The sequence below is a fragment of the Burkholderia sp. Bp8984 genome (genome assembly GCF_003853755.1).
GTDB lineage: Bacteria > Pseudomonadota > Gammaproteobacteria > Burkholderiales > Burkholderiaceae > Burkholderia.
Map to the genome: position 1 here is coordinate 41,246 of NZ_QTQN01000025.1, position 21,721 is coordinate 62,966.

21 protein-coding genes and 2 tRNA genes are annotated in these 21,721 nt (G+C 65.0%); 17 read left to right on the plus strand and 6 right to left on the minus strand.

Features of this window, described 5'->3' with window-relative positions; genetic code table 11:
- Positions 1–15 precede the first annotated feature (15 nt).
- The 8 genes from DID98_RS23895 to DID98_RS23930 all read left to right on the plus strand — a co-directional run bounded on the left by DID98_RS23895 (position 16) and on the right by DID98_RS23930 (position 7,437).
- Positions 16–366, plus strand: coding sequence for a phage GP46 family protein (locus tag DID98_RS23895; RefSeq protein ID WP_124571561.1), 351 nt, complete (start codon positions 16–18; stop codon positions 364–366).
- On the plus strand, positions 366–1,427 hold the full coding sequence (locus DID98_RS23900; RefSeq protein WP_124571562.1) for a baseplate J/gp47 family protein: 1,062 nt from the start codon (positions 366–368) through the stop codon (positions 1,425–1,427). Before DID98_RS23895 ends, DID98_RS23900 begins: the two co-directional genes overlap by 1 nt.
- Positions 1,427–2,023, plus strand: a complete 597-nt coding sequence (locus DID98_RS23905; RefSeq protein WP_124571563.1) for a putative phage tail protein — start codon at positions 1,427–1,429, stop codon at positions 2,021–2,023. Before DID98_RS23900 ends, DID98_RS23905 begins: the two co-directional genes overlap by 1 nt.
- Before the next feature lies 1 nt (position 2,024).
- A complete protein-coding gene (locus DID98_RS23910) occupies positions 2,025–4,361 on the plus strand; it encodes a tail fiber domain-containing protein (protein ID WP_124571564.1) in 2,337 nt (778 codons plus the stop codon).
- A 45-nt stretch (positions 4,362–4,406) separates the two neighbouring features.
- Complete coding sequence (locus DID98_RS23915; RefSeq protein WP_124571565.1) at positions 4,407–5,372, plus strand: phage tail protein; 966 nt, start codon at positions 4,407–4,409, stop codon at positions 5,370–5,372.
- A gap of 6 nt (positions 5,373–5,378) precedes the next feature.
- Positions 5,379–6,110: a DUF4376 domain-containing protein gene (locus DID98_RS23920; RefSeq protein WP_124571566.1), complete on the plus strand. Its 732-nt coding sequence runs from the start codon at positions 5,379–5,381 to the stop codon at positions 6,108–6,110.
- A gap of 142 nt (positions 6,111–6,252) precedes the next feature.
- Entirely contained in the window at positions 6,253–7,047 is a 795-nt protein-coding gene (locus DID98_RS23925; protein WP_124571567.1) for a DNA adenine methylase, read from the plus strand.
- 69 nt (positions 7,048–7,116) lie between these two features.
- Positions 7,117–7,437 carry a phage minor head protein gene (locus DID98_RS23930; protein ID WP_124571568.1) on the plus strand — a complete coding sequence of 107 codons (321 nt, stop codon included), beginning with the start codon at positions 7,117–7,119 and terminating at the stop codon, positions 7,435–7,437.
- A 220-nt stretch (positions 7,438–7,657) separates the two neighbouring features.
- Here DID98_RS23930 and DID98_RS23935 read toward each other — a convergent pair.
- Both DID98_RS23935 and DID98_RS23940 read right to left on the minus strand, forming a co-directional pair.
- Positions 7,658–7,734: transfer RNA gene (locus tag DID98_RS23935), tRNA-Arg, on the minus strand.
- Between the two features lie 186 nt (positions 7,735–7,920).
- Positions 7,921–8,751, minus strand: coding sequence for an undecaprenyl-diphosphate phosphatase (locus DID98_RS23940; RefSeq protein ID WP_124487597.1), 831 nt, complete (start codon positions 8,749–8,751; stop codon positions 7,921–7,923).
- A gap of 487 nt (positions 8,752–9,238) precedes the next feature.
- Between DID98_RS23940 and DID98_RS23945 the strand changes: the two genes are divergently transcribed.
- From DID98_RS23945 to DID98_RS23965, 5 genes are all read left to right on the plus strand, one after another.
- Positions 9,239–10,150 carry an aldose epimerase gene (locus tag DID98_RS23945; RefSeq protein WP_124571569.1) on the plus strand — a complete coding sequence of 304 codons (912 nt, stop codon included), beginning with the start codon at positions 9,239–9,241 and terminating at the stop codon, positions 10,148–10,150.
- A 133-nt stretch (positions 10,151–10,283) separates the two neighbouring features.
- Positions 10,284–10,976 carry a peptidoglycan DD-metalloendopeptidase family protein gene (locus DID98_RS23950; protein WP_124487595.1) on the plus strand — a complete coding sequence of 231 codons (693 nt, stop codon included), beginning with the start codon at positions 10,284–10,286 and terminating at the stop codon, positions 10,974–10,976.
- Positions 10,977–11,360: 384 nt separating this feature from the next.
- Complete coding sequence (locus DID98_RS23955) at positions 11,361–12,980, plus strand: acyl-CoA synthetase (RefSeq protein ID WP_124571570.1); 1,620 nt, start codon at positions 11,361–11,363, stop codon at positions 12,978–12,980.
- A gap of 83 nt (positions 12,981–13,063) precedes the next feature.
- Positions 13,064–13,390 (plus strand): DUF2288 domain-containing protein, encoded by a 327-nt coding sequence (locus DID98_RS23960; protein WP_012363583.1) that lies wholly within the window; start codon positions 13,064–13,066, stop codon positions 13,388–13,390.
- Between the two features lie 10 nt (positions 13,391–13,400).
- On the plus strand, positions 13,401–14,771 hold the full coding sequence (locus DID98_RS23965; RefSeq protein ID WP_124571571.1) for an MATE family efflux transporter: 1,371 nt from the start codon (positions 13,401–13,403) through the stop codon (positions 14,769–14,771).
- Positions 14,772–14,796: 25 nt separating this feature from the next.
- Here the strand turns inward: DID98_RS23965 and DID98_RS23970 are convergent, their stop codons facing one another.
- Positions 14,797–14,982, minus strand: a complete 186-nt coding sequence (locus DID98_RS23970) for a hypothetical protein (RefSeq protein WP_124487592.1) — start codon at positions 14,980–14,982, stop codon at positions 14,797–14,799.
- Positions 14,983–15,117: 135 nt separating this feature from the next.
- Here DID98_RS23970 and DID98_RS35925 point away from each other — a divergent pair, with 135 nt between their 5' ends.
- Positions 15,118–15,288 (plus strand): hypothetical protein, encoded by a 171-nt coding sequence (locus DID98_RS35925; protein ID WP_014897413.1) that lies wholly within the window; start codon positions 15,118–15,120, stop codon positions 15,286–15,288.
- A gap of 208 nt (positions 15,289–15,496) precedes the next feature.
- Here DID98_RS35925 and DID98_RS23975 read toward each other — a convergent pair whose 3' ends face one another.
- Positions 15,497–16,303: a GNAT family N-acetyltransferase gene (locus DID98_RS23975; protein ID WP_124571572.1), complete on the minus strand. Its 807-nt coding sequence runs from the start codon at positions 16,301–16,303 to the stop codon at positions 15,497–15,499.
- Positions 16,304–16,462: 159 nt separating this feature from the next.
- Positions 16,463–16,924 carry a phosphohistidine phosphatase SixA gene (gene sixA, locus DID98_RS23980; RefSeq protein WP_044844883.1) on the minus strand — a complete coding sequence of 154 codons (462 nt, stop codon included), beginning with the start codon at positions 16,922–16,924 and terminating at the stop codon, positions 16,463–16,465.
- A gap of 163 nt (positions 16,925–17,087) precedes the next feature.
- Here sixA and DID98_RS23985 point away from each other — a divergent pair.
- Together DID98_RS23985 and DID98_RS23990 are read left to right on the plus strand one after the other, a co-directional pair.
- Positions 17,088–17,164: transfer RNA gene (locus DID98_RS23985), tRNA-Pro, on the plus strand.
- 154 nt (positions 17,165–17,318) lie between these two features.
- The gene (locus tag DID98_RS23990; RefSeq protein WP_124571573.1) at positions 17,319–17,768 is read left to right on the plus strand and encodes a hypothetical protein; all 450 of its coding nucleotides are present in this window, start codon (positions 17,319–17,321) and stop codon (positions 17,766–17,768) included.
- A 52-nt stretch (positions 17,769–17,820) separates the two neighbouring features.
- Here the strand turns inward: DID98_RS23990 and ppx are convergent, their stop codons facing one another.
- Entirely contained in the window at positions 17,821–19,338 is a 1,518-nt protein-coding gene (gene ppx / locus DID98_RS23995) for an exopolyphosphatase (protein WP_124487590.1), read from the minus strand.
- A gap of 279 nt (positions 19,339–19,617) precedes the next feature.
- On the opposite strand from ppx, the gene ppk1 reads away from it, so the two are divergent.
- Complete coding sequence (gene ppk1, locus DID98_RS24000; RefSeq protein WP_124571574.1) at positions 19,618–21,681, plus strand: polyphosphate kinase 1; 2,064 nt, start codon at positions 19,618–19,620, stop codon at positions 21,679–21,681.
- The last annotated feature ends 40 nt before the right edge of the window (positions 21,682–21,721 follow it).

A 21,721-nucleotide genomic window follows, 5' to 3' on the forward strand; every position in this document is an offset into this window, starting at 1 on the left:
CGCGACAATCGTCGCATGGACGCGCTTCTCAATCCGACCACCCGAGACTACGACGGCACGCGAACGCAATCGCTCGCGAACGCGGTCTATCTTCGCCTTGAAACGCCGCTCGGCTCGTATTGGGCCGACTCGACACTCGGGTCACGCCTCCATGAACTGCAGCGCGAGAAAGACACGCCTCGCGTGCGCCGGCTCGCTATCCAGTATTGCGAGCAGGCGCTGCAGCCGCTTCTCGACGATCGCAGAGCGACGGCGATCGACGTTTCCACCGAAGACTTCCAGCCTGGTTGGATGGCGCTGCTGATCGCAGTCACCGACGCGACCGGCTCCATCCAGCATTTCAAGCATCCGGTGAAGGTGTCCTGATGGCTGCGACGATCAAGACGCTCGACGAGATTCGAAGCGATCAACTCCGCGAGATTAAAAACCTGTTGCCCGACGCAGATACGGGATCGGACTCCGATCACTATGTGCGTGCGAGCGGCACCGCAAGCGCCGTCGAAGGTCTGTACGCGTACCAGCAATGGCAGACGAAGCAAATCTTTATCGACTCGGCCGATCCGGAGATGCTGCTTCGACATGCCGCCACCTACGGCATGTCGCTGAAGCCCGCGGTTGCTGCGAGTGGAACGATGCGTGTTTCCGGTACGCCTGGCACGGCAGTGTCGGCAGGTTTGCAATTCAACGTGGGCACGGTGCTTTGCGCGTCGACGTCGTCGGGAAAAATCTCGGCAGACGGCACGCTAGTCGTAGCCGTCGCGGCGACCGTCACGGGTTCGGACGCGAACATCATCCAGCCGATCCAGGTGCAGTTGATGACTGTGCCGTCCGGCGTGCAGAGCCAGGCGACGTTGCTCACGATGACCGGCGGCCTGGAAACCGAGACCTACGACCAGTTGCGCGATCGCGTGCTTGATCGACTGCGGAACCCGCCGGGTGCTGGCAAGGCTTCCGACTATCGCCTATGGGCCATGGAGGTTCCGGGCATCACGGCAGCGTATGTGTTTCCGCATCGCGTCGCAGTCGGCCGCGTCGATATCGTCGTCATCAGCGGCAACGGCCCGGCGAGCGCTGACGAGATCGCGGCCGCGCAGTTCAACATCGACATGAAGCGGCCGGCAGCATGCCGTGCCGCACTCGTTTTCTCGCCGGATATCATCCTGGTCGACCACGTCATCAAAGCATCGTTGAGCGGAGTGACGCGTGACGAACTTGTCGACGCAATCACGCCGCAATTTGAAAGCTACTACGCCGCCCTGATTCCAGGAGCGAGCGCGATCAAGTCGCGTCTGGAGTCGATCGTTTCAGAGGCGCAAGGCGTCATCGATCGCGAGATAGTGACGCCGGCATCGAACGTGCCGGCGATCGTCGATGCGACGCGCGTTCAATGGCTGCGCTTCGGCAGCATTGACGTGGAGCCGATGTGATGAAGCACGCCGATCTCCTCGCGCTGCTGCTTCCCCCGGTCAGTTACGACGCGACGCAACCGAACGTCGCTGCCAGTCTCGCGGCAGAAGGAGCGGTGCTCGACGATGCGCAGGCAAGTGGCGTCAAGAGTCTCGACGCGATGACACCGGAAGGCGACGTGACCATGCTGCCGAACTGGGAGCGCGTCCTGAACCTTCCCGAACCTGCGCTCGGTCCCGATCAATCCGACGACGTGCGTCTAGCGATGGTCCTCGAACGTCTTCGCGAAACCGGCGAGATCGATCGCGACTATTTCCTGTTCGTGGCGCTGCGTTTGGGTTTCAGCGCGAGCCTCACCGAGTTCCATCCATACCGCATTGGCACGCCCATCGGCCAACCGCTCTACAGCGACGACTGGATGTTTGTGTGGCAGCTCACCGCGCCTACGCAAACGCCTGGTCTGCCGAACGCGCTTCTTGAATCGGTGCTCCAGCGGATCAAGCCGGCTCATACCGTTCTGCACTTTGTCTATGACGGCGATCCCGCGCTACTGCTCCACGAAGACGGCGAAGGCTTTTTGATGACGGAAGAAAACGACTATTGGGATCTGAGCTGATATGGCGACCACCAAACTTTCGAAGACTAAACGCCGCCTCCAGTTCAAGGCCGACGACATCGTACCCGTCGTCGGTGACGGGACGAATTGGTCGGGCACGCTCGAAGACATGGCCAAGTTCATGGGTCCGTACGTGCCAGTGTCGGAAGACCTCAAGGAAGCCGCGCAGGTCGCGACAGATGCCGCAGATCGGGCGCATCAGTCCGCGCAAGATGCAGCTGCAAGCACGGCCGCGATCGGCGACGCGTCGTCGGAAGATGCCGGCGACTTGTCGGGCGACGAAATTGTGCCTGCGAGCCGTGGCGCGGGGTTGCTTCAAACGCCGCTGAAAAAGGTCGCGAAGTTTGGCCTGGAGAAATTCGAGGGATACTCGCCTGCGGAGAATCCCTCTATCGCGATCATCGTCAAAAAGGCGCTCGACGATACCGTCGATCTCCGCACGAAGTTCGGCCTGACCGGCGATATCGACGACGATCAGACTGGTGCGTTCAATGACCTTATCGAACACATCAACAGCCTTCGAAGCTGGGGCGGATCAGCTCGCATCGTGGGGTGCTACCGCATCAGCGGTGCCATTCAGAAGCTCAACAACGGTGTGCGGCTAAAGGGTGCCGGGTTCTCGCGCAGCCGGCTGTTTTTCGACGGCGTCAACGGATTGGTGTTCGACCTCGCCAACCAGAACGGCACGCCCGGTTACCCGATCCTTGAAGACATCGCGCTCACGACGAATGGGACGTTCGCCAATGGCTTCGCTGCCGTCCGTGTGCTGCCCTGGACGACGATGGCGGGAATCGATCCAGGTATGTCGCGCACGTTCCAGTCGCTCCGCGTGCAAACGTGCTCCGAGTCTGCATGGGGCGGTATCTCGCAGGCAGACTACAACCCGAGCGAATGGGCGTTTCACTACGATCTTGGTACGCTGGATTCGCCGATCAACCTGAACGATTGCCATATTGACGACCCGATCATCTGTGGGTCGTTTATGAACATGGTGAGCACCCAGCAGACGGGCGCTCTCGGTATTCGCGCGAGCAACCTGACGGGACTTCGAGTCATGCGCCCGAAGATGTTTGCTCTCTCGACTGGCACGCAAATTCGCGGCCAGTCTGAAGGGTCAATCATCTACGGTGGTACGCACGTCAATCTCGGCTACGGCGTGATCTATTCGGACGCCCGTACCCCGTCGGACAATCACACCGTCACCGATACCCACTTCAAGGTTCACTTTCGCGGCATTCAAATGCAGGACAGCGTCGATCCGACGCTTGCGCCTCACAACCAGAACAACTTCCACAATGTGTACGTTCTGGAAAAGACCACAACAAGCCCGAAGCCGCAAGGCTTCATCGGCATCGAAGCGCGCAGCCGCAGCAGCAATATCAGCAATTGCCAGGTGTGGACCGGGCAGCTCGCCAACAGTGTCGATCCGGCTGTCACGACGAAGATCGGGTATCTCGTAGGTCGACGCGACAACAAGCTAACGAAGTGTTCGTGCGACGGTATGCACTATGCCCTGAAGATCGTCGGCTATGACAACCCGGCGCACAACACGGGAACCGTGCGCATTTCGAAGTTTGTCGAGCAGCACACTGCAATCTCGTTTTTGGCTCCCGGGTCACTGGCTCCTGTCGGCACGGTTAGCGGTAGCGTGACGAACGGCGACAACAACCTGAGCATGTATCTCGACGCACTGTACCTCTACAAGAATTCCGACGGATCGTTGTGGAAGCGTGACAGGCCCGGCAACTGCGCGATCTTTGGCACCAGCACGTATTCGTTCGACATGAAGACGTCGACGAGCACGGCACTGACGGATTCGCGGTTGGTGTTCCAAGGTGGTGACACGACCAACAACGCAGACAATCAAGGTCAGATCGTCGCCTTGTGTAACAAGCTGTGGTCGTCGGCAACCGAGATCGGCCCGAACACCGACAACGTGGCGACCGCTGGCTGGCCTTCGAGACGCTACAACACCATCTACGCAGGCACCGGCTCGATCAACACGTCGGACGTCGACGAGAAGGAACAGATTCGCGATCCCGACGACGCGGAACGGCGAGTTGCGGTTCGGCTCAAGGGAATGATCCGCGCGTTCAAGTTCAAGGATGCAGTGGCCGCCAAGGGTGACAAAGATGCTCGTTGGCACTTCGGCGTGATCGCGCAGGAAGTCAAGGCCGCGTTCGAAGCGGAAGGATTGGTCGGGGAAGACTACGCGATGTTGTGCTACGACGAATGGCCGGAAGAAACGGACGAGGAAGGTAACGTCGTACAGGCAGCTGGCGGCCGCTACGGTATCCGCTACGAAGAACTGCTCGCCTTCATCATCTCGGCGCTTTAATCATCAGGCGCCGCCCCAGGCGGCGGCTTTTGAACAGGGAACGCAATGCAACGAATCGATCATCCCACTGCCGCACAGCAACAGCCCCCTGCGCAAGCGCCTGGCGAACCGGGATTCTTCCAGGGCGGCGACCCGCTGCGCGGAATCGACGCTACGTGGATGACGCCGGACTGGGCCAACGATGTACAGGAGAATATCTGCCAGGCGATCGAAGCCGCCGGCATTGCTCTGTCCAAGGGCGACGGCACGCAGTTACTGAAGGCCATCATGGCGCTTTCGAATCGTGCTGGATTGCCGCTTGGCGTGCCGGTGCCGTTCATCGGAACGCCGGACAAGATTCCGGCAAACTGCGTGGTGGCCATGGGGCAAACAGTACTTCGCGCGGACTATCCGGCGATGACATCGTTCGCGCTCGATAGCGGTGTCATCGTCGACGATGCCGCATGGCTCGCATCGCCTGTCCATCGCACGAAGTTTTCGCGCGGTGACGGTGCAACGACAATTCGTTTTCCGGACCTTCGCGGTGAGGCGATCTACGGTGCCGATCTCGGTCGAGGCGTGCGCAGCGCAGCTGTCGGCGATTGGCTGTCGGGCGACATGCAGCCTCACATTCACGCGGCATCAACGGGCAACGCAGGCGCACATACGCACACCGGCTCGACAGATTCACAAGGTGCTCACGACCATGGTGGTGCGACGGGTTCCGCTGGTGCTTGGAACCCGGCCCCTGACGGATTCACGCGTCTGCTGAAGCCGCCGTATGTCGGGTCGATCACTGGCAGCGATACGACGAACAGCGGTAGCGAACAAGCCGTAGGCCCTGGAGACTCAGCGGACATCGTCCCGGCTCCGCCACACCAGCACGCGATTGCGGCCGCTGGTCCGCACGTCCACAACTTCACGACCAGCTCCGCGCCCGACCATGTCCACTCGGTCACGGTGTCAAGCGCAGGCGGCACTGAGACCCGTCAGCGTGGCACTGGCTACGTGTTCATCATCCGCGTTATTTGAGGCCGTATGGAAAACAAAGAAGCCGTGCCGATCTATCACTTTGACCCGAACGACCTCGTCTATACGGGCTTCAGCACGGCGCACGTCGGGCCGGCCGGCGACGTCCAAGTGCCGGCGTTTGCCATGCTCGATGCGCCGCCGGAAGCGCCGGCCGGCTATGTCGCGCGCGCGACGTCGATCGTCGGCGGTAGCTGGGAAATCGTCCGGGACTGGCGGTCGACGCCGGTTTATCGGATCGCCGACGGGAGCCGATACGAATTCGGAACCTCGGACGCGCACTCCGCTGCATGGGACGGCATCGGTGACATCCCGGCGTCGTTCACCGAGGTGCAGAAGCCGGCCGGCTTCTACACTTGGAACGGGACGGCTTGGGAGTTCGACGTGGTCGCCGCACGTGCGGCGGCCGTAGCGGACGTCGACGCAAAGCGGGCCGAAGTACTGATGTCGCCGTTTGAGTACGACGGACACCGCTTCAACGCGGACGCTGGATCGGTGGCGCAGATCGCGTCCATGGCGCAGCTCGCGACGGTCGCAAAACTGGCCGAGCAGCCTTATACGGCGATCTGGACGTCGGCCGACGGCGTCGATGTGATACTCGATGCAGATGGGATGGTGGGGCTGGCGATGGCCGCCGCCGCGCGACAGCCGGCCGCCTATCAGATCGCGACGCAGCTCAAGAACCAGATCGCGGCGGCCAGCGACGAAGCGGCGCTGGCCGCGATCGTCTGGCCGCAGTAGGAAAAGGACGCGGCGACGTGCCTGGTGTTGGTAGCACCAGGCACGCCCCGCACCCGCAGCGTGCACTGCGAATCCGGCAAGGCCACGTCACCCCTGCAGAGGCGGACGAAGGCTATCACGGCCGGACTCGATTAGCCAATACATGCAATCAACACCGATCATTCCTTGGCTCGGCGGCAAGCGCCGGCTGGCCGACAAGCTGATTCCTCTGTTCCCGCCGCACGAATGCTATGTCGAGGCGTTCTGCGGCGGCGCTGCGCTCTATTTCCTGCGGCCGGTGCCGGCGGCCGTCGAAGTCATCAATGACGTCAACGGCGAGCTGGTGAACCTGTATCGCGTCGTGCAGCACCACCTGGAGGAGTTCGTCCGCCAGTTCAAATGGGCTATCAGCAGCCGCCAGGTGTTCAAGTGGCAGCAGATGACGCGGCCGGAAACCCTGACGGATATCCAGCGCGCCGCTCGGTTCTTCTACCTGCAGCATCATGCGTTCGGCGGGAAGGTGGCTGGCCAAACGTTCGGTACCGCCACTACTGCACCGTCCGTCAATCTACTACGCATCGAGGAGCAACTCTCGGCCGCCCATCTGCGCCTGGCCGGAACGCACGTCGAAAACCTGCCCTGGCGCGAGTGCGTGCAGCGATACGACCGACCGCACGCGTTCATCTATCTGGACCCGCCATACTGGCAAACCGAGGGCTACGGTGTGCCGTTCGAGTTCGTTGAGTATGAGGCGATGGCGGAGCTGATGCGCCAGGCGAAAGGAAAGGTCATGGTGTCGATCAACGACCATCCGGACATCCGGCGAGCGTTCGACGGGTTCCACATGCTCGAACTGGACATCCGCTACTCGGTCGCCAACCGGCACGGTCGGCCGGATACGAGTGGCGAGCTGGTGATCACGAACTGGAACGCGGCCAACAGCGGCGGGTTGTTCTAGGGACAAAAACAGCGCGAAATTGTGCTGAAAGGTGTGGCACCATCCCGAGAGGCATTAACGGGGGTGCCCATGAAAAAGATGACGCAGCGTCAGCTCGATGCAGAGATGCGGATGTATATGAAGCACCGCTTTGAGGCGTTTATGGAGGGCATCGAGCGGTGGCCGTATTGGCAGTGGGTTTGTATTGACGACGGCCGTTCGTGCGAGCTGTGCCGTAAGAGGAGCGGCAAGGTATTCCACTACTCGGACCCGATCTGGAAACGGCTCCCGCCGATCCATTTTGGATGCCGGTGCCGATTCCGGCAGCGGCGGGAAAAAGACCTCGTCGAGTTGGGGCTGACCGTATCGTCGGGCGCTGACTTTATGAATGACGACGGGACGCCCCGGTAATGCCAAATGGCGCGCGAAATTTTAACGGGTGCTTTGTGCCAATATTCGCGCCAAACGGTGCCAAAGCGCGCGCGACGCTACACACGCCGAACGCAAAAACATCAGATGCGGCAAGTGAAGCTAACGCGGTACGTTGAGCGAACCAGGTTCGAGGGTCGTTCCAGCTGCGCCAACAGGCAAAAGCCCTCTCGCCCAAACCGCGCCAACTCATTGATTTCTTTGGCCCGCCCTACACGATTCGAACGTGTGACCTACGGCTTAGAAGGCCGTTGCTCTATCCAACTGAGCTAAGGGCGGTCGAGGGGAAAAGACACGGCGACAAAACCCGGACCGCATTTCACGCGAAAGGCTTCGAGCACCACCACGACAACCCAAAACTCGAAACCCCGAAACGAAACGGGCCCGGCATGAAGCCGAGCCCGAAATTATACCCGATCATCGCGTCACATCACGCGCGACGCGCGACCGGCGGCACCGCGCCCCTCAAACCGGCTGCGGATGCAGCATGAACCAGCCGAGACAGAACACCCCGGCAATCACGCAATACACGCCGAACGAAGCCAGGCGCCCGCGCCCTTCGAAATAGCGCATCAGGAACCGTACGCTCAGATAAGCCGCGATCGCCGTCAGCACGCCGCCGAGCAGCGCATCGGCGAGCTGGTCGCGCGCATGGAACAGCTTCGGCAGTTCGAGCACGCCCGCGGCAAAAATGATCGGCGTGCCGAGCAGGAACGAAAACTCCGCGGCCTTCTCCGCCGTCAGCCCGGCCACATTGCCGGCGATCATCGTCAGCCCGCTGCGCGAGAAACCCGGGATCAGCGCGCCGATCTGCGCCAGGCCCACGAAGAACGCCTGCTTGAACGTCATCTTTTCGGGCGGTTGATGCGCACGGCTGCGCTGGATCCGGTCGCCGATCCACAGCAGCACGCCGTTGATGATCAGCGCGATCGCGACGATCCGCAGGTCGTGGAACACGCGCTCGATGCGCTTCTCGAGCAGCAGGCCGACGATCCCGGTCGGGATCGTGCCGATGATCAGCGCCCACATCAGGTGCCCGTCGTCGTTCTTGCGGCCGCCGAGCTGCGCGAAGAAGCCGCTGATCAGCGCGATCCAGCGTGCACGGAAATACCACAGCAGCGCGAGCGCGGTGCCGAGGTGCAGCGCGACGAGGAACGGCAGCAACTGCGGCGCATGCTTGTCGATGTGCATGCCGAACAGCGCGGGCACGAGCAGCGTGTGGCCGAGACTGCTGACGGGGAAGAGTTCGGTAACGCCCTGCAGGACGCTCAGGAATACCAGAAACCAGAGACTCACGCGTCGGTCCTTTTGGTGGTGATCAGTCGGGTAGAAGAGCGGACGACGCATCGCGCGTCCGAAAAAAACGCGCCCCGATTATGCCCAGCCCAGATTACTGCGCCAAGGCATTTGACTGGTTATTGCGGCAATGCACACAAACGCTTGCAATTTGTAAGCGCGCAGAAAGCAAAAAGCCCGCCATTTGCATGGCGGGCCTTGCGATTCCGGCAGAAATTGCCGTCAGCGGCCGAGCTGATAGAAAAACAATACCGTGCTGCCGGTGAACATGCCGAACAGTGCGATTCCCATTGCCATTGCCAGATCCATGGCCCCCTCCACGAAGTGTCATGACCCGGCAACATCACCGGTTTAGAGGCATTATCCAGACCGTCGGCAGGTTGAAAAACTCGCAATTTCCCCGAGAAGGGTTTTCCCCGACCGCCTCGCAACCCGATAATGGAGCGCGCCATCGCGCACCCCGCCCACCCGTTCATACCGATTCGCCATGCCGATCTTCCAGCAGCACGACATTCATGAACTCCACGCCGGTCCGTCGCTCGTCCGGGTCGCCCCGCAATTCGGCGGCCGCCTGCTGTCGTGGCACGTCGACGGCGAGCCGGTCATTTTCTGGCCGGACGCGGCCGACTGGAGCAACCTCGCGCGCGTGCGCGGCGGCAATCCGCTGCTGTTTCCGTTCCTCGGCCGCCATCGCGTCGACGGCGAACTGGGCCGCTGGCGCGATGCCGCCGGCGTGGTCCGCGACCTGCCGATGCACGGCTTCGCGCGCGACCTGCCGTTCGCGGCACGGCCGTCGGCCGACGGCGCCGCACTGTCGATGACGCTCGACGCGAACGACGCGCTGCGCGACAGCTATCCGTTCGATTTCCGGTTCGAGACGACCTACCGGCTCGCCGATGCGCACACGCTCGACGTCGCGCTCACCACGACCAATCGCGGCGACACGCCGCTGCCCTACTACGCGGGCCATCATTTCTATTTCGCGCTGCCGCACGGCGAGCGCGCGGCAACCACGCTCGAGCTGCCGCCGACGCGCCGCTGCATGCAGCGCGCCGACGGCTCGATCAGCCCGCTCGAGCCCGGCGCAGCGTCGTACAGCCTCGGCGATCCGGACATCCTCGACCGCTTCCACTGTCTCGACGGCGCGCCGTCCGCGCCGGTACGCATCGTGATGCCGGGCCGCCGCCGCACGATCGAGATCGCGCTCGACGTACCGGGCTCGATCCCGTGGTACGCGGTCACGACCTGGACGGAAAAACCTGACTCGGACTTCTACTGCGTCGAGCCTTGGCTCGGCCTGCCGGACGCGATCCACAACGGCCTCGGGCTGCGCATGCTCGCGCCGGACGCGACGGAAACGGCCACGCTGCGGATTCGCGTGCTGCCGCTCGCCGGCTGACATCGGCCGCGCCGAACCGGTGCGCGCCGGCCGCGCCCACTGCCCGAAACTGCGGTGCGCGGGTCGAACCCGTTAAAATCGGACGTTTTGTATCGCCTGCCGCGTCGCGCGCGGCAGGGTTTTGCGAGGTTCAATGATCGGAACAACAACGAAGCGGCTCTTCGCGGCCGCCTGCGCCGCGCTGCTCGTCGCGTGCGGCTCCGCTCCCGTCGGCCCGGGTTACTACCGCGTCGAGCGCGGCGACACGCTCTACAAGATCGCGCGCGAGAATCGCACGTCGACGGCCAACATCGTGCGCTGGAACCAGATCACGAACCCCGACGCGATCGAAGTCGGCCAGGTGCTGCGGGTCGCGCCGCCGCCCGGCACGACGACGGCGTCGACCACCGGCACCGGCAGCGCGGGCCGCAGCCGCCCCGCGCCTTCCGCGCCGGTCGAATCGGCGGTCAAGCCGGCCACCAGCATCGCACTGATCTGGCCGGCCGCCGGCAACGTGGTGCGCAGCTTCGACGGCTCGAAATCCAAGGGCATCGATATCGCGAACGCTGCGGGCACGCCGGTGCTGGCCGCCGCGCCGGGCACCGTCGTCTATGCGGGCAACGGATTGCGCGGCTACGGCAACCTGATCATCCTCAAGCACAACGCCGATTACCTGACGGCCTACGCGCACAACCGCGCGCTGCTCGTGAAGGAAGGCCAGCCGGTCACGCAGGGGCAGACGATCGCGGAGATGGGCAACAGCGACAGCGATCGCACCGCGCTGCACTTCGAGCTGCGCTACGGTGGCCGCTCGATCGATCCGGCACGCTACCTGCCGGCGCGCTGAGCGCGCCAGCGTCGACGGCAGACGACGGACGACACGCGATGCCGGCACGCATCGCATGTCGTCGCGAGGGAGAACGGGAAGGTTGTGTCAGCGCTTGCGCAGACGGCCGGTGAACCGGCCGGACAGCGGATCGACGCGGCTGGCGAACGCCACCAGCGCCCCGATTCCGAAGAGGCTGAACCCCGCAGCTATCAGAAGCAAATCCATGGTCATATCACTGTTTTGTCGTGATCTTATGCGTCATGACGGAATCGTGCACTGAGCCGCACCCGTTGCACGAGTCCGCACATTCCCTATCTATCAGACGCCATTGTGGTTTCGGTCGCGTGAAATGCCGATGTAATCTATCGACCGATGCCGACGATCGACGCCAAGGAGACTCGCATGCTGCCCGCCGCCGACCGCTACGACGACCTGCTCGCCCGCTTCCGGTGGGACGTTCCGGCCCGTTACAACATCGGCGTGGACGTCTGCGACAAGTGGGCCGACGGCAGCGGACGGCTCGCGCTGATCCACGAAACGGCGCAAGGCGACGTGTCGCGCCTCACGTTCGACGACCTGAAGAATGCTTCTAACCGTTTCGCGAACAGCCTCGCGCGGGCAGGTTTGCAACGCGGCGACCGGATCGCGATCTTCCTCGCACAGGGTCCGGAAACAGCGATCGCGCATCTCGCCGCGTACAAGCTCGGCGCGATCGCGGTGCCGCTGTTCACGCTGTTCGGCGCCGACGCACTCGAATACCGGCTCGCGAACAGCGAAGCCGCCGCGCTCGTCACCGACGCAGCCGGTTACGCGAAGATCGCGCCGCTGCGCGCGCAACTGCCGATGCTGCGCACGTGCTACTGCATCGGCGACGATGCACCCGACGCCCCCGGCGTGCAGCGCTTCGACGCCGCGCTCGCCGCCGAATCGCCGGACTTCGTGCCGGCGGACACCGCGGCCGACGATCCGGCGGTGATCATCTACACGTCCGGGACGACCGGCAAGCCGAAAGGCGCGCTCCATGCGCATCGCGTGCTGCTGGGCCATCTGCCGGGCGTCGAGATGTCGCAGCAATGCTTCCCGCGCGACGCACGCCTGTTTTGGACGCCCGCCGACTGGGCATGGATCGGCGGGCTGCTCGACGTGCTGCTGCCGTCATGGCATCACGGCGTGCCCGTGCTGGCGCGCCGCTTCGAGAAGTTCGACGGCGAAGCCGCGTTCGCGCTGATGGCGCGGCACGGCGTGACCCACGCGTTCCTGCCGCCCACCGCGCTGAAGCTGATGCGCGCGGTGCCGGCGCCGCGCGAGCGCCATGCGCTGTCGCTGAAATCGGTCGCAAGCGGTGGAGAATCCCTCGGCACCGGGCTGACGGCCTGGGGGCGCGACGCGCTCGGCGTGACGATCAACGAGTTCTACGGACAGACCGAATGCAACATGGTGCTGTCGTCGTGCGCGGCGCTGTTCGATGCGCAGCCCGGTGCGATCGGCAAGGCCGTGCCCGGCCACGCGGTCGCGATCGTCGACGAGCACGGTACGCCGCTGCCGCCCGGCGTCGAGGGGCGCATCGCGGTGCGCCGCCCCGACCCGGTGATGTTTATCGAATACTGGCGCAATCCCGCCGCCACGCGCGACAAGTTCGCGGGCGACTACCTGCTCACCGGCGACACCGGCACGATCGACGCCGACGGTTTCGTGCGCTTCGTCGGCCGCGACGACGACGTGATCACGAGCGCCGGCTACCGGATCGGCCCGGGGCCGATCGAGGACTGCCTGCTCACGCATCCGGCGGTACGGATGGCGGCCGTCGTCGGCGTCCCCGACCCGACGCGCACCGAGATCGTCAAGGCGTTCGTCGTGCTGAACCCCGGCCACGTCGGCGACGACGCGCTCGTGCAGGCGCTGCAGGCGCACGTGCGCACGCGCCTGGCCGCGCACGAGTACCCGCGCGCGATCGCGTTCGTCGACGGCCTGCCGATGACGCCGACCGGCAAGATCGTGCGGCGCGCGTTGCGCGACGCCTGAAACGGTCGTGGCCGTACCGGGCGGCCGGCCGCGCGCCCGGATGGTTTATAGTGGCGCCACGCAGTCTTTCCAGCACACAACCGATGTCCTCCCACCAACACGAATCCGCCGCGGGCGCGTCGCACAGCCCGCTTTACGCCAAACTCCTGGGCGAAACCGCCAAGATCGACTGGTGCGATCTCGAGCGCTTCTTCGCACAGGGCAAGCTGCTGTCGGTTGCACGCGATCTCGATCTCGTGAGCGTCGCGGAAGCGATCGCCGGCGACGACGCGCAACAGGTCACGCGCTGGCTGTCGTCCGGCCTCGTCGCACGCATGCCGGCGGAAACCGCCGCCGACTTCGCTGCGCGCAATCCGGAGCTGTGGGCGGTCGTCGTGTCGCCGTGGGTCTGCGTGCAGGAACGCGCCTGACGCGTTCGCCATGTCCGAATCCGCATTACCGCACGGGGCCGGCACCGGGTCGGCCGCCGTCTCGCACCGGCGCGTCCTTGCGCTCGCCTTCCCGATCGTCCTCGCGAACCTGACCCAGCCGATCCTCGGCGCGGTCGACACGGCCGTCGCCGGCCACCTCGACGGCGCCCAGTATCTCGGCGGCGTCGCACTCGGCGGGCTGTTCTTCAATTTCGTGTTCTGGGGCTTCGGCTTCCTGCGCATGGGCACGACCGGCCTCGTCGCGCAGGCGCACGGCGCCGGCGACGCCGCCGGCATCCGGCTGAACGTGCTGCGCGCGCTGATCGTCGCGTTCGCGCTCGGCACCGCCGTGCTCGCGCTGCAGGTGCCGCTGCTGTCGTTCGCGCTGACCGCGCTGGGCGGCAGCGAGGCCGTGCGCACGACGGCGCTGGCCTATGGCCACGCACGGATCTGGAGCGCGCCGTTCGCGCTCGCCAACTACGTCGTGCTCGGCTACCTGCTCGGCGTGCAACGCGTACGGCTCGCGCTCGTCGCGCAGGTCTTCATCAACGCGGTGAATATCGGGGCCGTGCTGCTCTACGTGTACGGCTTCGGCTGGGGCATCGCCGGAATCGGTGCGGCGACCGCGACCGCCGACGCATGCGGCTTCGCGCTCGGCGCCTGGATGCTGTGGCGGCTGCGGCCGCGCGGCCTCGCGCCACTGGCCGCGCGGGCGCTCGCGGACCGTACGGCACTCAAGCGGCTGATCGCGCTCAATCGCGACATCTTCCTGCGCACGCTGTGCCTGCTCGGCGCGTTCGGCTGGTTCGCGCATCTCGGCGCCAGACAGGGCGACGCGACGCTCGCGGCCAACGCACTGCTACTGAATTTCCAGACCTTCATGGCCTACGGACTCGACGGTTTCGCGCATGCGGCCGAGGCGCTCGTCGGCGCCGCCGCCGGCGCGCGCGACCGCGCCGCCTTCCGGCAGGCCGTGCGCGTCACGCTGCTGTGGTCCGCGCTCGGCGCGCTGCTGTTCGCGCTCGTCTACTGGATCGCGGGCGGCTGGATCGTCGCGCGGCTGACCGACCAGGCCGAGATCCGCGCGGTCGCGCTGCGCTACCTGCCCTGGGCGGCGGGCTCGCCGATCGTGTCCGTGTGGGGATTCCTGCTCGACGGCGTGTTCATCGGCGCAACGCAGACACAATCGCTGATGCGTGCGATGGTCGCGTCGTTCGCGATCTTCATCGCCGCGACGCTGGCGGCCGTCGGCCCGTTCGGCAATCACGGGCTGTGGTTCGCGCTGCTGCTGTTCATGGTCGCGCGCGGCGCGACGCTCGCGCGCTACCTGCCGGCGCTGACGCGGCGAATCGGCGCCGACGCGGCCGCGGCCGGCACCTGACGGCCGCGAAGGCCTGCCGCCATCGTCACTGCACGGCTGCGGGTGCCGACGGCGCCGGCTCGCCAAGCATCGACGGCGGCGTCATGTCGGTCGGCACACCGTGGTAATCGGCCGGATCTTGTGGCGGGTGGCCGCGACGGGCCTGGCGGGGATCGCTGGCACAGCCGGCAAGAATGGACGCGGCCAGCACGGCCAGCATGAAACGGGTCATCGGGAAGGCTCCGTAAAACGGCGCGCCCATCGCGCGCCAGGACCGCGCCGAGTCTAGCGGAATTCCGGGTTAGGGATCGTCCCGCGCGTGTCCTAATATGAATCCATGGCGCTGTGCCGTTGAAAGGAGGCAGCCATGTCGTCTGAAGAGATTGCCGGCCTGATCGGCCTGTTCATCGGCCTGATGGTGCTCGTCGCCCTGTCCTATTTCGAGTCGCGCGAATACAAGCGCAACCATGGCGGCGAAGGGATGATCCATCACTGGATGGCCGAACACCATCTGCTCGACTGGCGGCGCAAGCATTAGGCAAGCCCGCCGTGTCGTCCGGGCCGCCGCGCGCGGGGCCCGCTCCGAACGTGCGCCCACCCGCACGGTGGTCGGCGCATATCGCTCGAATTAACAGGGTCGGATAAGACAACATCCTCGGAATGGTCGAACGCCGTCGCGCGACAACCTGCCACGCGACGGCGTTCGCTTGCGCGCGCCTGGAGCAGCGCGCCGCGATCGGGATGGCTCAGCCCAGGAAGTGCCGGGCGTAGCGGGCGTTGATGTCCGACAGCCGGAACAGCGTCAGGAAGTCCGCGCAGTTGAAATCGGGATCCCACGCCGGCGCGCCGCAAATCTTCGCGCCGAGACGCAGATAGCCCTTGATCAGCGGCGGCGGCGCGACGATGGTGCCCGTCTGCAGTTCGTCGACCGGCAGCGCCGTATGCGGGAACGCACGGTATTCCGGCGCCGTCAGCGCGTTCGCCGGCAGCGACTGATACAGGTTCGCCGCGTAATGGCCGCCGTCGGCCATCGATACGCTCGCGCAGCCGAGCATCGTCTCGTAGCCGTTTTGCATCATGTATGCGCCGAGACCGCCCCACAGCGCCATGATGACGGCGCCGCTGCGGTAGTCGCTGTGCACGCACGAGCGGCCGACCTCGACCATCTTGCCGCGCAGGTGCGTGAGGCGCGACAGGTCGAATTCGCCCTCGGCATACAGGCGGCCGACCCGAGCGGCCTCGTGCGGCGGCAGCACGCGGTACGTACCGACCACCTTCAGCGTGTCGAGATCGCGCACCAGCAGATGGTCGCAGTAGGCATCGAACGGATCGACGTCGAGACCGGACGGACCGCTGACCTGCGCGCCCATCTCTTCGGCGAACACGGTGTAGCGCAGGCGTTGGGCCTCGCGCAGTTCGTCTTCCGTGCGCGCCCAGGCGGCACGCAGACGGTACTCGGATGTGACGGTTTCAGCAGCGCGCGGCAGGTGACGCCGCGTCGTGTCGAGGGGAAGCGAGGCAAAAGGGAGCGTAGGCGTCGGCAGTTCTCGCATTAGGCTTTCCTGATCGTAAGGAATAGGACGACATGCCAGCCAATGTAGTAACCGGTCGTTACCGTTCTGTGGCACGACCGTGTCCTTTCAATGACGTGTCGCCGAATTGACTTTAGCAGAAAGCTTGCGAAACCGTATGATCAAAGCCCGCAAACCCCTTCAGGCCAGCTCCGGCGTCAGTACCGCGCGCAGTACGGCCTGATGGTTGCCGTCGCGCGTGCGGCTCGCGAGCCACACGATGCCGCCCTTCTTGATGCTCCAGCTGTCGTCGTTGCCGGCCATCAATTGCGCCGCGACGCTGCCGAGCGTCGGCTGGTGTCCGACGATCACGACCGTCGGCGCGATGCCGTCCGGCCAGCCGGCGGCGGCCAGCACGTCGTCGACGCTACCGCCCGGCGCGAGCGCATCGACGGTCCGGTACTGGTCGGTCAGCGCCTCGACCGTCTGCACGGTGCGCGCCGCCGGGCTCGCGAGGATCACGCTGTTCGACTCGAGCCGGCTGCGCAGCCATTTGGCCATGGCCTGCGCTTCCTTGCGCCCGCGGGCCGTCAACTGGCGTGCGAGGTCGTTTGCCGCATAGTCTTCGGCTTCGGCGTGGCGCCACAGGATCAGGTTCATCATGATGTCTCTCTCCATGCTTCGACGAATGGTTCGGCCGACCACCCGCGGGCCGGACGATCACACTTCGAATTGTCGCCAATCACGAGCGGTTCGTGATGATGTGCGCCGTATGCAAAACGTGATTGACCCAGCCGCCCATTAGACGATAGAATCTTTGGCTCGTCGGAGCGTAGCGCAGCCTGGTAGCGCATCTGATTTGGGATCAGAGGGTCGAAGGTTCGAATCCTTTCGCTCCGACCACGATACACGATAAGGGTTGCAAGCCATCGCGCTTGCAGCCCTTTTTCGTTTGCTCCGCCGTGCGCCTTCTCAACCGCTGCCGCCCCATGCAGAGCCCGCGCACGAATCTTGCGGGAACACGCGATAATGTCCGCGACCCAACCCGCAACCGCGCATGAAAAAAACCGTTTTCAAGACCGCCCTGCTCGGCGCGCTGCTCGCAATCGGCACGTTCAGCACCCTCGGCGCGTCCGGCGCCGCGTCGGCCAAGTCGCTCGACGACGCGCTCGACTGCCATTCGAACGGCCACAAGTTCGTCGCGCCGCTGCTCGCGGCCGGCGACATCGAGTCGGAGCCGATGCACGTCGAAGCGAATTCGGTGAACGCGTTCCGCACGAACCATCCGCTGACCGCCTACGGCTTCGGCGTCTACGTCGTGCTCGGCTACCAGGCGAACGATCCGATCTTCCAGCCGGGCGACGGCACGCCGATCGGCAAATGGGCGTACGGCGTCGTGGTACGCGGCACGAAGAGTGCGGTCGAGCAGGCCGTTCGCAATGCCGGCAGCGACGCAACCGTCAAGCAGGCGTTCCCGTTCCTGACGGCGATCGTGTGCTCCGACTGAGCACACCGCGAGGCAAGCGGCGCGAGCGCGCCGCGCCCTCGGTAGCGTCTCGTTACGCGCCCGTATAAACCACGCGATACGGAATCCCGACCTTCTCCCACTCGGCCGCTTCCTGGCTGAGGCTGTAGTCGGTCAACGGGTTCTGCTCGACCCATGCGCTCGGCAGGCGCACTTCATACCCGCCCTTCTTCATCTGCGACACGGAAATGTCCGGCAGCCCGGCATCGGTCCGGCGCCGGCACAGCAGCGCGGCGAGCCGCAGGCAAAACAGCAGCGGCCATTCGACGTCGCGCGCCTGCGACAGCTTGCCGAGCTTGCCCGCATGCCCGAGCACGAGCGCGGCGAGGCGCGCCTGGTCCGTGCGCGAGAAGCCCGGCATGTCGGCGTTGCTGGCGATATACGCGGAATGCTTGTGATACGAGCTGTGCGAGATCGACAGGCCGATCTCGTGCAGCGCGGCGGCCCAGCCGAGGAACATCCGGCCTTCCTCGCGCGCTTCTTCGTCGTCGGACGCCTCGAGCTCGTCGTAGAACCGCACCGCCAGTGCGGCGATCCGCCCGGCCTGCGCGCGATCGACGCCGTAGCGGCGCGTGAAACCCTCGACGGTCACCGCACGCATGTCCTCGTGCTGGGCCCGGCCGAGCAGGTCGTACAGCACGCCGAGACGCAGCGCGCCGTCGGTGGTGTCGACGTAGTCGACACCCAGTTCCTCGAATACCGCGAGCATGATCGCGAGGCCGCCGGCGAGCACCGGCACGCGATCGGGCTTCAGCGCGATCAGCTTCAGCCGGTTCACGTTCTCGGCCTTGATCAGCGCGCGCTTCAGGCGTTCGAGCCCGCCGCGCGAAATGCCGTGCGTGATGCCGGCGTCGTTGAAGCCGTTCGCCTCGACGAGCTCCGCGAGCGCACGCGCGGTGCCCGACGAACCGATCGCCTGGTCCCATCCGGCCTTCTTGTACTCGCTGGAAATGATCTGGATCTCGCGCTTGGCCGCGAGTTCGGCCTGCCGCATCGTGTATTCGTCGACGTTGCCGGCCGGGAAGAACGCCCGGCTATGGCTCACGCAGCCGATGTAGAGGCTCTCCATCACGAGCGGCGTGTAGTGCGAGCCGATGATGAATTCGGTCGAGCCGCCGCCGATGTCGACGACGAGCCGCTTGCCCGCGCTCGCCGGCACCGAATGCGCGGCACCCGCATAGATCAGGCGCGCCTCTTCGCGGCCCGCGATCACTTCTATCGGAAAACCGAGCGCCGCTTCGGCTTCGCCGAGGAATTCGCCCGCGTTCTTCGCGACGCGCAGCGTGTTGGTCGCCACCGCGCGCACATGATCGGGATGGAAATCGCGCAGGCGCTCGCCGAACCGCTTGAGCGCCTCCCAGCCACGTTCCTGCGACGCGCGATCGAGCATCTTGTCGCTCGACAGCCCCGCGGCCAGTCTAACCGGCTCGCGCAGCGCATCGACGGGATAGATCTGGCTGCCCGCCGGCGTTTCCTCGACGCGCCCGACGATCAGCCGGAAGCTGTTCGAGCCGAGATCCACGGCAGCCAGCAAGTGGGGGGATGTAACCATCAGAAGGGGGCTCCGTGCGCGTTCGCCCGCGGCAGCCGCTCCGGCCTCGCTGGACGATCAATCAAAGGCGATATTTTAAGCGTGGAACGCTTGCCATTGCCACGCTTCACGGGCATGTACTCGGGTAGAAAGTATATGGCCGAAACATTTATGAGACGAATCGGTTCAAGCGTAGAATTTCCCGATATAAATACATTATTGTCATCAGCACGTCATCGTACCGTGAGAGTTTCCGAGCGTCCTTTCGAATCATCGCCCGAATCACCCCCTACTCTGCCGATGTCCGTCCGCTATCCGCTTCTCAATCGTGAACTCGGCATCCTCGGCTTCAACGAGCGCGTGCTGGCCCAGGCAGCCGACCCGCACATTCCGTTGCTCGAGCGACTGCGCTTCATCTGCATCACCAGCAGCAACCTCGACGAGTTCTTCGAAGTCCGGATGGCCGGCCTCCAGGAACAGATCCGCGACAACCCGGGCGCCCTGACGCCCGACGGCATGTCGCTGCAGCACGCTTACGATCTCGTCGTCGAGCGCGCGCAGCGGCTCGTGCACCGCCAGTACACGATGCTGCACGAAACCGTGCTCCCCGCGCTCGAACAGGAAGGCATCTACTTCCACGCGAGCGACTCGTGGAACGACGAGCAGCTCGAATGGGCGCGCCGCTACTTCCTCGACGAACTGCTGCCGGTGCTGACGCCGATCGGCCTCGATCCCGCGCATCCGTTCCCGCGCGTGCTGAACAAGAGCCTGAACTTTGTCGTCGAGCTCGAAGGCCGCGACGCGTTCGGCCGCCAGGCGGTGATGGGCATCGTGCAGGCGCCGCGCGCGCTGCCGCGCGTCGTGCGCATGCCGCAGGCGCTGTCGGGCTTCGAGCACGGCTTCGTGCTGCTCAGCTCGTTCATGCAACGCTTCGTCGGCGAACTGTTCCCGCAACTGGTCGTGAAGAGCTGCAACCAGTTCCGCATCACGCGCAACAGCGAGCTGTTCGTCGACGAGGACGAAATCACCAACCTGCGCGTCGCGCTGCAGGGCGAACTGCCCGCGCGCCACCTCGGCAATGCGGTACGGCTCGAAGTGTCGGCCGATACGCCCACGCATATCGTGCGACGCCTGCTCGAGGAAAGCCTGCTCGGCGAGAAGGACTGCTACCGCGTGTCCGGCTCCGTGAACCTCGTGCGGCTGATGCAGATCCCCGATCTCGTCGATCGACCCGACCTGAAGTTCGCGCCGTTCACCGCATCGATCCCGCCCGCGATCGCGAACGCGCCGACGATGTTCGACGCGATCGACGACGGCGACATCCTGCTGCATCACCCGTACGAGAGCTTCCAGCCGGTGCTCGAACTGCTGCAGCAGGCCGCGAAGGACCCGAGCGTCGTCGCGATCAAGCAGACGATCTATCGCACCGGCACCGATTCGCCGCTGATGGACGCGCTGATGGAAGCCGCGCGCAACGGCAAGGAAGTGACCGTCGTCGTCGAGCTGCTCGCGCGCTTCGACGAGGAAACCAACATCAACTGGGCGTCGCAGCTCGAAGCCGTCGGCGCGCACGTCGTGTACGGCGTGGTCGGCCACAAGTGCCACGCGAAGATGATGCTGATCGTGCGGCGCGTCGTGCAGAACGGCAACGCGTCGCTGCGCCGCTACGTGCACCTCGGCACCGGCAACTATCATCCGCGCACCGCCCGCCTCTACACCGACTTCGGGCTGATGACGGCCGACCAGAAGATCTGCGAGGACGTCCATCACGTGTTCCAGCAGCTGACCGGGATCGGCGGCGAGCTCACGCTGCACGAGCTGTGGCAGTCGCCGTTCACGCTGCATCCGCGCATCATCGAATCGATCCGCGCGGAGATCGGCAATGCACGCGCCGGCAAGCGCGCGCGCGTGGTCGCGAAGATGAACGCGCTGCTGGAGCCGTCGGTGATCGCCGCGCTGTACGAAGCGTCGCAGGCCGGCGTGAAGGTCGACCTGATCGTGCGCGGCGTGTGCGCGCTGAAGCCGGGCGTGCCGGGGCTGTCGGACAACATCACGGTGCGCTCGATCGTCGGGCGCTTCCTCGAACACCACCGCATCTACTATTTCCACGCGGGCGGCGCCGAAGACGTGTATCTGTCGAGCGCCGACTGGATGGACCGCAACCTGTTCCGCCGCGTCGAAGTCGCGTTCCCGATCCGCGAGCGCAAGCTGAAGCGCCGCGTGATCGCCGAAGGGCTGTCGGTCTGTCTCGGCGACAACCAGTCGGCCTGGCAGATGCTCAGCGACGGCCACTACCGCCGGCGGCGCGCGGGCAAGACGATCCGCAATGCGCAACTCGGGCTGCTCGCGAAGTTCTGTTCGTAGACATACGGCGCGCGGTTTCGCGTGCCGCGTAACAAGCAAA